The organism is Kosakonia sp. MUSA4 (assembly GCF_013085925.1).
In the GTDB taxonomy this organism is placed as follows: domain Bacteria; phylum Pseudomonadota; class Gammaproteobacteria; order Enterobacterales; family Enterobacteriaceae; genus Kosakonia; species Kosakonia sacchari_B.
In genome coordinates this window covers 1,295,492-1,307,289 of the sequence record NZ_CP025697.1, presented here as the reverse complement: position 1 = coordinate 1,307,289, position 11,798 = coordinate 1,295,492, and the positions used below count along the sequence as shown (strand labels likewise).

Sequence of the window (11,798 nt, the reverse complement as noted above, 5' to 3'; positions counted from 1 at the left end):
ACTGGAGAGAGAACAATGTCCCGAATTCCGCAACAACTGACCATGGCGGTGATCATTGGCAACCGTGGCTTCTTCCCGAGCTATCTGGTCGCCGAAGCCCGCGAGCAGGCCGTCGCGCTGTTCAGCCGTCTTGGCATCAACACCATTATGCTCGATGAAACGCAAACCGAACTCGGCGGTGTAGAAACCCGCCAGGATGCGAAAATCTGCGCGGAACTGTTCCGCGCCCACCGCGATGAGATCCACGGCGTGGTAGTGCTGCTGCCCAATTTTGGCGATGAAAAAGCGGTGGCGGAAACCCTGCGCCTTTCCGGGTTAAATGTGCCGGTGCTGGTGCAGGCCGAAGAGGATAATCTGGACAAAATGGGGCTGGCGACGCGCCGCGACAGTTTCTGCGGCAAAATCTCCCTGTGCAATAACCTGCGCCAGTACGGCATTCCCTTTACCCTTACCACCCAGCATGTTTGCGCGTTAAGCGGCGAGGTGTTTGAAAAAGACCTGAAGCGTTTTGAGCAGATTTGCCGGGTGGTCAGCAGCATGCGCGGCGTGCGCGTTGGCGCAATTGGCGCGCGGCCTGCCGGATTCAACACCGTGCGTTACAGCGAAAAACTGCTCGAACGGCTGGGGATTGCAGTGGAAACCCTCGATCTTTCCGAAGTCTTTACCCGCATCAAAACCCTGCGCGATGACGATATTCGCGTCGATGAAAAACGCCGCCTGCTGCTGGATAACGCCGATGCCAGCGCCATTCCCGCCGACAAACTGGTGACGATGGCGAAACTGTTCGTGGTGATCAGCGAATGGGTGATCGCCAACGATATCGACACTACCGCCATCCAGTGCTGGACCTCGTTGCAGGAGAATCTCGGCATTAACGTCTGTTCGATCATGAGCGTGATGTCCGGCCAGTTGATGCCGTCGGCCTGCGAAGTGGACGTGATGGGCGCGCTGTCAATGTATGCGCTGGCGAGCGCCAATATGAGCCCGGCCTCCATTGCCGACTGGAACAACAATTTTGGCGACGATCGCAACAAATGTGTGCTTTTTCACTGTGGTAACTTCGCTTCCGCCAGCCTGGAAAGCCCGCATATGGGCACCGCCGATATCATCGGCACCACTGTCGGCAAAGAGAACACCTGCGGCGCGGTGCATGGCCGCCTGAAAGCGGGCGCACTCACCTACTTCCGCTTAAGTACTGACGATCTGAGCGGCGAGATCAAAGCCTATGTCGGTTCCGGGCAGTCGGTTGACGATCCGCTCGATACCGTCGGCTGCCGCGCGGTGATTCAGGTGCCCAACCTGGAAAACCTGCTGGCGTGGATCTGCCGTAACGGCTTCGAACACCACGTGGCGATGAACCATGCGGACAGCGCGGAGATCCTGCACGAAGCCTTTACCCGTTATCTCGGCGTCGAAACGTATCTCCATCAATAAGCCGCCGGGAGAGACGCCATGTCGCTGAATAAAGAGATCATTATCGCGCTGGACGAAGGCACCACCAACGCGAAAGCCATTGCGCTGGACGCCAGCGGTGCCGTGGTTGCCAAATGCGCGCGGCCGCTGAGCATCCAGACGCCGCGCGAAGGTTGGGTGGAGCAGTCCGGCGAGCTGCTGCTGGAAGCCTCGCTTTCCGTGGTGCGCCAGGTGATTGACGCCGTTGGCGCACACAACGTCGCGGCGCTGGCGATCAGCAACCAGCGCGAAACCGCCATCGGCTGGTATCGCGCCAGCGGGCAACCGTTAGGCCCGGCGCTAAGCTGGCAGTGTTCGCGTACCGCCGATTTTTGCCACGCCCTGCGTGAACAGGGGCGCGAAGCGGAGATTAAAGCCGTGACCGGCTTGCCGGTCGCGCCGCTGTTTTCCGCGTCGAAAATGCGCTGGCTGCTCGATGCCACGCCCAACGCCCGCGCGCTGGCGGAACAGGGCGAGATTTGCCTTGGCACGATCGATAGCTGGCTGCTGTGGCACTTCACCGGCGGCGCGGCGTTTTGCTGTGATTATTCCAACGCTTCGCGCACCCAGTTGCTCAATCTGCAACGCGGCGAGTGGGATGACGGCATGCTGGAACTGTTCGGCATTCCGCGCCGGGCGCTGCCCGAAATCCGCCCCTCCAGCGGATTGTTCGGTCACACCCAGGGGCTGGCGGGCATTCCGGACGGCATTCCGCTGCTGGCGATGATTGGCGATTCCCACGCTGCGCTGTTCGCCCACGGGCTGGGCGCGGCGGGCTGCGTTAAAGCAACTTACGGCACCGGTTCTTCGGTGATGGTGCCGGTCGCACCAGCGCAGAGTGACGTGAAATCACTGGCGACGACCATCGCCTGGCACGACGGCGAAAAATTGGTTTACGGGCTGGAAGGCAATATTCCGCATACCGGCGATGCGGTGGCGTGGATGGTTGAAAGCACCGGGCTGAGCGAGCTGCCGGAAGCCGAACTGGCGCAGGCGCTCAGCGCGCTGCCCGCATCGGTAGATTCCACGCTTGGCGTCTACTTTGTTCCGGCGCTGACCGGGCTGGGCGCGCCGTGGTGGGATGAGCAGGCGCGCGGTTTGATCCACGGTTTAAGCCGCGGCGTTAAACGCGCGCATCTGATTCGCGCCGCGCTGGAGTCCATCACTTATCAGATTGCTGATGTGGTGGTCGCCATGCGCCAGCACGGCGATTTCACGCTGAAGGCGCTGATGGTGGACGGCGGGCCGACGAAGAATGACTGGCTAATGCAGTACCAGGCGGATCTGCTCGGCTGCCCGGTGATGCGCAGCGATGTTCCGGAGCTGTCGGCAATCGGCGCGGCGCTGCTGGCGCGTAAAGCGCTGCTGCGCATTGATGCCGAGCAGCTGCGCCGCTACCTGCCGGAACACATTACTTTTCAGCCGGATATAGCGCGTCATGGCCGCTTGCAAAAACGCTGGTTTGACTGGCAAAACGCAGTGCAACTGGCGCGCTCGACGAAGTAATTCTCTCTGCGCGGGGCGCTCGTCCCGCGCTGCTTTTTGAATTCATTCTTTCGATCACATTGAACTGCCTAAGGGAATAAAAGATAGTGATGCAGTTGACGCCACAATGAACGCGGAAAGGAGTGCTTGATGATCGTTGCAATACTTTTTAATTCAGACGATCCCAAATTTCAGGGAATATATGGACCCCCTATTCGCAACACGATCTTTAAAACAAAGATATTGCAAAATGCAGGCCGGCAATTAAAAATTCTGCATGGTGATATTTTGATCTTTATGCATTGCCAATCACCCGATGATTATTCTTTTTTCGCAGAAGAAATATTTTTCGCCGGGACATGGTCAACCATTGATGGCGACAAACTCCGTGCCACTTATGAAAATGAAACGATATGGGCATGGGTAGTCCAGAACATCACACTGGATGTAGCACAGTCATTAGATAACGCATTACGAAATGAGAGCGCGTATTTAGGCATGCAGGCCGTAGATTACCACCTTATCCCGCATCTTCTGTTTTATCGGAATTTGATGCCGCAATATTGTCGGGTTCAGGGGTCAGAGTGTACCCGCTTTTACGGCATGGGAAACGATGATGAAAAAGATGAATCCGAAGCCGATGAACTTCGTGCGCTCGGATTTACCACCGTCAACTGGGAGGATAGCGGCGCTTATCGTACTTTGTTCGATGATTACAATACTCCCGAGCATTTTGAACAACTCCTCAATGTGCAGGATCTGTTGTCCACCACCCTGCCGGGAGGAGATGACGAAGCTGAGGAACTGGTGATGATGCTTGAGGATCTCAACCCGAAACTCTTTGATGTGTTAGGCGCAGCGGTTCGCACGCTCAATCGGGCAAAAAACAGCGAAGATTTCGCCCAGGTCGGTATTTCCGCACGGCGCTATATTGAACAACTGGCCAATACATTATTTCCCCCGCGTAACGAGCTCTATAAAGGGCGCAAAGTTGATGTCGCGAAATTTCGCAACCGTATATGGGCTTTTATTTCTAATGTTGTTCCTGCCGCGCCAGAACAGGCCAAAAATATTGAAATACTCGGTAAGGAAATAGATCGCTTAATCGAGGAAACCAACGCCTTAGTGCATGGCTCCCCCAAACCGCAAACGGCAGCAGAGGTATTTCGCGATCTGGCGAAAATAACCTTGTTACTTCTGCAACTCGATCCCACCAGAGGGCGTCGGCCGTACCAGCCTTTTAAGGAAAAATTGCTCGAAGAGTTACGTGCAACCTACAAGCAAGTAACGGGTAACGATATCAGCCCAAATGTTGATTGGTGACGAGCTGGTAGAGGTGCTGCGCGGTCTAATCCAACCGTCGTCATCACCTTTCCCTAATGACAAAACAATCTGGCTTATGCGCAGGCAGCATATAGAAAGATGAATTTAAACTTTAAGAAACGGCGGCAGCTGGCCTACCTTAGCGGTACAAAATAATCACATCGTATTAACTTTTCAGGGATTTCTTATGACTAAAAAACTGCTATCGGTTGTCATATTGGCGCTTCTTTCTGCTGCCAGCTACGCGGCAACACCGCCGGATACGCTGGTAGTTGCCCAGGGATTAGACGATATTGTCAGCCTTGATCCGGCGGAAGCGAACGAGCTTTCCAGTATTCAGACCGTGCCGAGCCTGTACCAGCGCCTGGTGCAACCCGATCGTGAAAACCCGGAAAAAATCACCCCGATCCTGGCCGAAAGCTGGCAGGCGGACGCAGCGGCAAAAACCCTGACCATCAAACTGAAGCGCGACGCGAAATTTGCCTCCGGCAACCCGCTACGCCCGGAAGATGTGATTTTCTCGTATACCCGCGCGGTGACGCTCAACAAATCCCCGGCGTTTATCCTCAACGTGCTGGGCTGGCAGCCGGATAATATTGCCAGCCAGTTGAAGAAAGTGGATGACCACACCCTGCAACTGCACTGGACGGCGGATGTCAGCCCGGCGGTAGCGCTGAATATTCTCTCCACGCCGATTGCCTCGATCGTCGATGAGAAGCTGGTCAGCGCCAATGTGCAGGGCAATGACTTCGGCAACGCCTGGCTGAAGATGCACTCGGCGGGCAGCGGCGCATTTAAAATGCGCGTCTACCAGCCGCACCAGGCCATCGTGCTGGATGCCAACGCCAGCGCGCCTGGCGGCGCGCCGAAGCTTAAAAACATCATCATTAAAAACGTGCCGGATCCGGCTTCTCGCCGTCTGCTGATCCAGCAGGGCGATGCCGATGTCGCGCGCGATCTGGGCTCCGATCAAATCAGCGCGCTGGCGGATAAGAAAGGCGTGAAAGTGCTGAGCATTCCATCCGCCGAGCAGAATTACCTGGTGTTTAACACCGCCAACAGCGCCAACCCGCTGCTGAACAACCCGGCGTTCTGGGAAGCCGCGCGCTGGCTGGTTGATTACAACGGCATCACCAAAGATCTGCTGAAAGGCCAGTATTTTGTGCACCAGAGCTTCCTGCCGGTCGGCCTGCCGGGCGCGCTGGAGGATAACCCGTTCACCTTTGATCCGGCGAAAGCCAAAGCGATCCTCGCCAAAGCGGGCATTAAAGACGCGCACTTCACGCTGGATGTCGAGAACAAACCGCCGTTTATCACCATTGCCCAGTCAATGCAGGCTAGCTTCGCCCAGGGCGGCGTGAAAGTGGATCTGCTGCCCGCAGCGGGTAGCCAGGTGTACGCTCGCGTGCGCGCGAAACAGCATCAGGCGGCGATTCGTTTGTGGATCCCGGATTACTTCGACGCCCACTCTAACGCCAGCGCCTTTGCCTGGAACGATGGCAAATCCAGCACCGTGGCCGGGCTGAACGGCTGGCAGATCCCGCAGCTGAATAAAGAGACGCTGGCGGCGGTGGCCGAGCCGGATGCGGCAAAACGCCTCGAACTGTACAAGAAAATGCAGCAGGAGTTGCAGCACAACTCGCCGTATGTCTTTGTTGATCAGGGCAAAACGCAGATTGTGGTGCGCGATAACGTGAAAGGCTACCAGCAGGGGCTGAATGCGGATATGGTGTGGTACGACCGCGTCACCAAGTAACGTTTCCGCCTCCCGCCCGCGCGGGAGGGTTCTTTCGCTGAAGACGAGTTTTTCCATGTCAGTGGTTTCACCCAACAGAGCAGAGCGGCGCGTAAAACGCCCTCTGCTCGCGCTATTTCAGGGGCTGCTCACGCTGGCCCTGACGCTTTTTGGCCTGCTGCTGGTGACCTTTTCACTGTCGGCCTTCTCCCCCGTTGACCGGGTTTTGCAGATTGTCGGCGATCATGCCAGCCAGTCCACCTACGATCAGGTTCGTCATCAACTGGGGCTGGACCAGCCTTTGCCGGTGCAGTTCTGGCACTACCTGGTGAACCTGGCCCATGGCGATTTAGGCACCGCCAGCGCGACCGGGCAACCGGTGTTGCAGGATCTGCTCGCCGCGTTTCCGGCGACGCTGGAGCTGGCGACGCTGGCGCTGATTGTCGGCAGCGTGCTCGGCGTGATCGCGGGCGTTTTATGCGCGCGCTTTAAAGGCTCGCTGTGGGATATAGCGGTGCGCACCTTTACGCTGCTCGGCAACTCGGTGCCGATTTTCTGGCTGGGTTTGTTGATGCTGGCGCTGTTTTACGCCCGCCTGCAATGGAGCGCCGGGCCGGGCAGGCTCGATGATATCTACCAGTACACCGTCACGCCGCGCACGGGTTTTGCGCTGATCGATACCTGGCTTTCCGGCGACAGCGGCGCGTTTAAAAATGCGCTCAGCCACCTGCTGCTGCCGGTGCTGCTGCTGGCCTACTATTCGCTGGCAAGCATTACCCGCCTTACCCGCTCTGCCTGCCTGAGCGAGATGAACAAAGAGTACATTTTGCTGGCGCGTGCCAAAGGCGCAGGCGAGATGACCATTTTGCTGCGCCATGTGCTGCCGAATATTCGCGGTACGCTGCTGACGGTGATCGCACTGGCGTACACCAGCATGCTGGAAGGTGCGGTACTCACCGAAACGGTCTTCTCCTGGCCCGGCATTGGCCGTTATCTCACCACCGCGCTGTTCGCTGGCGACACCACCGCCATCATGGGCGGTACGCTGGTGATCGGTGTCTGCTTTGTGCTGATCAATAACCTGACCGACCTGTTGGTACGGTTAACCGATCCGAGGGTGCGCTGATGCCGACGACTCTTTTTCTGCGCCGTCTGCGCCGCTCGCCCGCCGCGTTTAGCGGGCTGCTGATTGTCACCCTGCTACTGCTGATTGCGCTGTTCGCGCCGTGGCTCGCGCCGCGCGATCCCAACTGGCAGAACGCCGCCGCGCGCTTGCAGGCACCCAGTGCGCAATACTGGCTTGGCACCGACAGCTACGGGCGCGATTTGCTCTCGCGGCTGATTTACGGCACCCGCCCGGCGCTCGGTCTGGTGGCGCTGGTGACCGCCATTACTCTGCCTGTCGGGCTACTGATCGGTATTGTTTCCGGCTATTACGGCGGCTGGCTGGAGCGAGTGCTGATGCGCTTTACCGATGTGGTGATGTCGATGCCGCGCCTGATCCTCGCCTTTGCCTTTGTCGCCATGCTTGGCCCAGGGCTGGTGAACGGCGCGCTGGCGCTGGCGCTCACCACCTGGCCTGCCTACGCCCGCCAGGCGCGCAGCGAGATCCAGCGTTTACGCCACAGTGATTATCTGGCCGCCGCCGAAATGATGGGCATTCGCGGCTGGCGGCTGCTGTCTGGCCATATTCTGCCGCTCTGTTTGCCCTCGGCGATTGTGCGCCTCGCGCTCGATCTGGCGGGTATCATTCTGGCTGCCGCCGGGCTGGGTTTCTTAGGCTTAGGCGCGCGCCCGCCGATGGCGGAATGGGGCGCGATGATCGCCGACGGTATGCAGGTGATTTTCGATCAATGGTGGATTGCCGCAGCGCCGGGTGCGGTGATCTTACTGGCAAGCCTCGCGTTCAACCTGCAGGGCGATGGCCTGCGCGATGTACTGGAGCCGCAACATGACTGAGACACGCGTCGCGGTAAGCGGCCTGAATATCGACTACCCCGGCGCGCGGGTGGTGAAAAACCTGAGCTTTACGCTGGGCAACGAGCGGCTGGCGCTGGTCGGCGAATCCGGTTCGGGAAAATCAATGACCGCCCGCGCCCTGATGGGGCTGGTACGCAAGCCGGGTTACGTCAGCGCCACCACGCTGAATGTGCTGGGACGGGATGTCACCACGCTCAACGATCGCGGCTGGCGCGCGCTGCGCGGCAACGATATCGCCATGGTGTTACAGGATGCACGCTACGCGCTGAACCCGGTGAAAACCGTGCTGGCACAGCTGGATGAAGCGCTGACGCTCCACCAGCGGCTGAACCGCAAGCAGCGGCTGGAGAAGATCCATGAGGCGCTGCGAGCCGTGGAACTTGAACCGACGGTACTGCAACGTTACCCCGGCGAACTCTCCGGCGGTATGGGGCAGCGGGTCATGATCGCTCTTGCGCTGGTTAACGATCCGCAGGTGCTGATTGCCGATGAACCCACTTCCGCGCTGGATGCGCGCCTGCGTAACCAGATCCTTGAACTGCTGGTCGCCCAGTGCGAACAACGGCAAATGGCGCTGCTGCTCATCAGCCACGATCTGCCGCTGGTGGCGCAGCACTGCCACCGGGTGATGGTGATGTATCAGGGGGAATGTGTGGATACGATGGCGGCAAGCGATCTGCCTGATGCGCAGCATCCCTACACCCGCACGCTGTGGACCTGCCGACCGGGCGCGGAAACCTGGGGCCAGATGCTGCCGACGCTGGATCGCAGCCACTCCTTCACGGAGGCGAATGATGAGCATCGTTGATATCGCGCAGTTGCAGGTCACTTTTGCTGAGAAAACGGTGGTGAAAGGCGCCAGTTTGCGCGTTGAAGAAGGCGAAACCTTCAGCCTGATTGGCGCGTCCGGCTGCGGAAAATCCACCCTGCTGCGCGTGCTGGCAGGTTTGCAGCGCGAATGGCAGGGCCAGTTGTCGCTGTTCGGCCAGCCGGTGAAAGCCGGAACGCGTTATCAGGGCGCGCTGCGGCGCAATGTGCAGATGGTCTTTCAGGATCCTTACGCCTCGCTGCACCCGAACCATACGCTGTGGCGCACGCTGGCGGAGCCGCTGAAAATCCACGGCGAACCGGAAATTGACCAGCAAGTGGCTACCGCGCTGGAGCAGGTCGGGCTGCCGGTTGATGCCGCGCGGCGTTACCCGCACCAGCTCTCCGGCGGCCAGCGCCAGCGCGTGGCGATCGCCCGCGCACTGTTACTGCGACCAAAAATTCTGCTGCTGGATGAACCGACGTCGGCGCTGGATATGTCGGTGCAGGCTGAAATTCTTAACCTGCTTAACCGCCTGAAGCAGCAGCACGGCATGAGCTATCTGCTGGTCAGCCATGATGCCGATGTGATTGCCCATATGTCTGACCGGGCAGCATTTATGGCCAATGGCGTGATTGAGCGCTTCTTTGACCGTGGCGCGCTGGTACGCGGCGAACACCGGATGGGGTAATGCGGCGCACCGGAAGCCACCGGTGCGCGGTGGCTTACTGCTGTTCGTGGAAGCTATCAAGTTTCTGCTTTTGTTGCCCCTGCGCGTCAAAGTTATCCGCGTTCAGCCACGCGGAAATGGCGTTGTCGCGCAGCGGCCACTCGCTGTCCAGCATCGATAAATAGTCGGTATCGCGATTGCGCCCTTTGCGCACCATATGCTGGCGAAAACGCCCCTCCCAGGTGAAACCGATGCGTTCTGCCGCGCGGCGCGAGGCGACATTCAGCGAATCACATTTCCACTCCACGCGGCGATAACCGCAGGCAAAAGCGTGGCGCAGCATCAGCCATATCGCTTCCGTGCCGAGAACGCTGTTTTGCATCTGCGGCGACCAGGTGACATGGCCAATCTCTACCGAACCGTTGTCGGCGTTGATCGCCAGCCAGGCAATCACGCCGAGCGCATCGCCGCTGGCATTTTCCACCACGGCAAAAGGCACTACGTGGGTGTCTATGGTTTTACCGACGATCCAGCGCGCCATACTTTCCAGCCCGTCAGGCCGTTCGCCCGCCAGCCAGGTCCAGCCGCTGTCATCTTCCGCCTGCGCGTAAGCCTGCAAGAGATCGTGCGTATGCGTTCTGGCGTCGAGCGGTTCCAGCCGACAATATTGGCCCGGCAACACGCTGCACGGCAACGGCTGAACACCGTTCCAGCGCGGCAACCTGTCGCCAACTGTTTGACCGAAGTGATTGGTTTCCGGCACGTTTATCTCCCTGGCAAAAAAGACAGATGTAAAAGAGATGTTTTATCAAGTCTGCGCGCCGGAATATAGTGCTAAAAATTGGGGGGTTCGTTTTTAAAAAAGCTTTTCAAATCAGTTAACTGATCGGATTTGGCGTCAGAAAGCTCTGACGCCGGAGGAATTATTTCGCGAAGTGACCAAATTGCGCCAAAACACGGTCAAAGATGTCCAGGCCTTTATTCACTTCTTCCGCGCTCATGGTGCAAGGCGGCACCACGTGGATGCGGTTTTCGACGATAAAACTCAAAATACCGGCCTGCGTGAGCGCCGCTTTGATGGCCCCCATCTCTGTCGCCGCCAGCGGTTTTTTGCTCTGCCGATCGCTGACCAGTTCCATCGCCTGGAACATACCGCGCCCGCGAACATCACCAATGAGCGCATGTTTCGCCGCCAGCGCATCAAGCCCCGGACGCAGCACGCCGTTACCCACCAGCGCCGCATTTTCCACCACTTTCTCCTCTTTCATCGCATCCAGCGTGGCGACAATCGCGGCCATTGCCAGTGGATGGCCAGAGTAAGTCAGACCGCCCGCAAAGAAGTGATCGTCAAAGTAGCGCGAAATCGGTTCCGAAATCAGTACGCCGCCTGCGGGCGCATAACCGGCGTTAACGCCTTTTGCGAAGGTGATCAGATCCGGCACGATGCCATCCTGCTCAAAAGCGAACCAGCTACCGGTGCGGCCAAAACCGGCCATCACTTCATCCAGGATCAGCACAATGCCAAACTCATCGGCCAGCGCGCGCACGCCCTTCATATACCCTTCCGGCGGCACCAGAATACCGGCCGTTCCCGGTACGGATTCGAGCAGGATCGCGGCGATAGACGTCGGCCCTTCAACCTCAATCATGCGGCGCAGGTGCGCCAGCGCGCGTGCGCACTCTTCTGCTTCCGTCGTCGCGTTGAATTCGCTGCGATAGAGATACGGGTTAAAGAAGTGCACATGTCCACGTGAATATTCGTTCGGTACGCGCCGCCAGTCGCCGGTGGCGGCAATCGCGCTACCGGTATTGCCGTGATAGGAACGGTAGGCGGAGAAAATCTTGTCGCGCCCGGTGTAGAGACGCGCCATACGGATGGCGTTTTCGTTGGCATCCGCCCCGGCGTTGGTAAAGAAGACTTTACTGAAGCCTTCCGGCGCCAGCGAGACAATGCGTTTGGCCGCTTCGCCGCGCGCCAGGTTGGCCGTCGCCGGTGCGATCGTCACCAGTTCGTCGAGCTGTGCTTTCATCGCCGCCAGCACGCGCGGATGCTGATAACCAATATTGACGTTCACCAGTTGGCTGCTGAAATCGAGATACGTATTGCCTTCGTAGTCCCACAACTCACAGCCTTTCGCTCCGGCAATCACCATCGGGTTAAGGTTGCCCTGCATCGACCATGAATGAAACACATACGACCGGTCCAGTTGACGTACGTCGTCGTTGGTTATCGCCATCTCGCTCTGAAGTGCCAGTTTCATATCCTGCTCCTCTCATGCCGTTATTGTTGTCCGTATCATGCGGCGCGCGGGCAAACGCCGGATAGAGCCAGTCGTGTTAGCAAC

General features: G+C 58.5%; 10 protein-coding genes. 8 read left to right on the top strand and 2 right to left on the bottom strand.

Annotated elements, in window-relative coordinates:
* Positions 1–15 precede the first annotated feature (15 nt).
* The 8 genes from C0557_RS06210 (at position 16) to C0557_RS06175 (ending at position 9,474) form a co-directional block, all read left to right on the top strand.
* Positions 16–1,434 carry an L-fucose/L-arabinose isomerase family protein gene (locus C0557_RS06210; RefSeq protein ID WP_208657867.1) on the top strand — a complete coding sequence of 473 codons (1,419 nt, stop codon included), beginning with the start codon at positions 16–18 and terminating at the stop codon, positions 1,432–1,434.
* An 18-nt stretch (positions 1,435–1,452) separates the two neighbouring features.
* Positions 1,453–2,958 (top strand): FGGY family carbohydrate kinase, encoded by a 1,506-nt coding sequence (locus C0557_RS06205; protein ID WP_208657866.1) that lies wholly within the window; start codon positions 1,453–1,455, stop codon positions 2,956–2,958.
* 129 nt (positions 2,959–3,087) lie between these two features.
* A complete protein-coding gene (locus C0557_RS06200; RefSeq protein WP_208657865.1) occupies positions 3,088–4,260 on the top strand; it encodes a hypothetical protein in 1,173 nt (390 codons plus the stop codon).
* Positions 4,261–4,447: 187 nt separating this feature from the next.
* The gene (locus C0557_RS06195; protein ID WP_208657864.1) at positions 4,448–6,016 is read left to right on the top strand and encodes an ABC transporter substrate-binding protein; all 1,569 of its coding nucleotides are present in this window, start codon (positions 4,448–4,450) and stop codon (positions 6,014–6,016) included.
* A 55-nt stretch (positions 6,017–6,071) separates the two neighbouring features.
* Complete coding sequence (locus tag C0557_RS06190) at positions 6,072–7,121, top strand: ABC transporter permease (RefSeq protein ID WP_253073789.1); 1,050 nt, start codon at positions 6,072–6,074, stop codon at positions 7,119–7,121.
* Positions 7,121–7,954 carry an ABC transporter permease gene (locus tag C0557_RS06185; RefSeq protein ID WP_208657863.1) on the top strand — a complete coding sequence of 278 codons (834 nt, stop codon included), beginning with the start codon at positions 7,121–7,123 and terminating at the stop codon, positions 7,952–7,954. Before C0557_RS06190 ends, C0557_RS06185 begins: the two co-directional genes overlap by 1 nt.
* Positions 7,947–8,783 (top strand): ABC transporter ATP-binding protein, encoded by an 837-nt coding sequence (locus tag C0557_RS06180; protein WP_208657862.1) that lies wholly within the window; start codon positions 7,947–7,949, stop codon positions 8,781–8,783. Before C0557_RS06185 ends, C0557_RS06180 begins: the two co-directional genes overlap by 8 nt.
* Positions 8,770–9,474, top strand: a complete 705-nt coding sequence (locus tag C0557_RS06175; RefSeq protein ID WP_208662812.1) for an ABC transporter ATP-binding protein — start codon at positions 8,770–8,772, stop codon at positions 9,472–9,474. Before C0557_RS06180 ends, C0557_RS06175 begins: the two co-directional genes overlap by 14 nt.
* 34 nt (positions 9,475–9,508) lie before the next feature.
* Here the strand turns inward: C0557_RS06175 and C0557_RS06170 are convergent, their stop codons facing one another.
* A complete protein-coding gene (locus C0557_RS06170; RefSeq protein ID WP_208657861.1) occupies positions 9,509–10,216 on the bottom strand; it encodes a GNAT family N-acetyltransferase in 708 nt (235 codons plus the stop codon).
* A 160-nt stretch (positions 10,217–10,376) separates the two neighbouring features.
* The gene (locus tag C0557_RS06165; protein ID WP_074776803.1) at positions 10,377–11,714 is read right to left on the bottom strand and encodes an aspartate aminotransferase family protein; all 1,338 of its coding nucleotides are present in this window, start codon (positions 11,712–11,714) and stop codon (positions 10,377–10,379) included.
* Positions 11,715–11,798 lie beyond the last annotated feature (84 nt).

Excerpts from the sequence above, each read along its gene's own strand:
- C0557_RS06175 (WP_208662812.1), top strand. The coding sequence starts at position 8,770 with ATGAGCATCGTTGATATCGCGCAGTTGCAGGTCACTTTTGCTGAGAAA.
- C0557_RS06180 (WP_208657862.1), top strand. The coding sequence starts at position 7,947 with ATGACTGAGACACGCGTCGCGGTAAGCGGCCTGAATATCGACTACCCC.
- C0557_RS06205 (WP_208657866.1), top strand. The coding sequence starts at position 1,453 with ATGTCGCTGAATAAAGAGATCATTATCGCGCTGGACGAAGGCACCACC.
- C0557_RS06210 (WP_208657867.1), top strand. The coding sequence starts at position 16 with ATGTCCCGAATTCCGCAACAACTGACCATGGCGGTGATCATTGGCAAC.
- C0557_RS06165 (WP_074776803.1), bottom strand. The coding sequence starts at position 11,714 with ATGAAACTGGCACTTCAGAGCGAGATGGCGATAACCAACGACGACGTA.
- C0557_RS06190 (WP_253073789.1), top strand. The coding sequence starts at position 6,072 with ATGTCAGTGGTTTCACCCAACAGAGCAGAGCGGCGCGTAAAACGCCCT.
- C0557_RS06185 (WP_208657863.1), top strand. The coding sequence starts at position 7,121 with ATGCCGACGACTCTTTTTCTGCGCCGTCTGCGCCGCTCGCCCGCCGCG.
- C0557_RS06200 (WP_208657865.1), top strand. The coding sequence starts at position 3,088 with ATGATCGTTGCAATACTTTTTAATTCAGACGATCCCAAATTTCAGGGA.
- C0557_RS06195 (WP_208657864.1), top strand. The coding sequence starts at position 4,448 with ATGACTAAAAAACTGCTATCGGTTGTCATATTGGCGCTTCTTTCTGCT.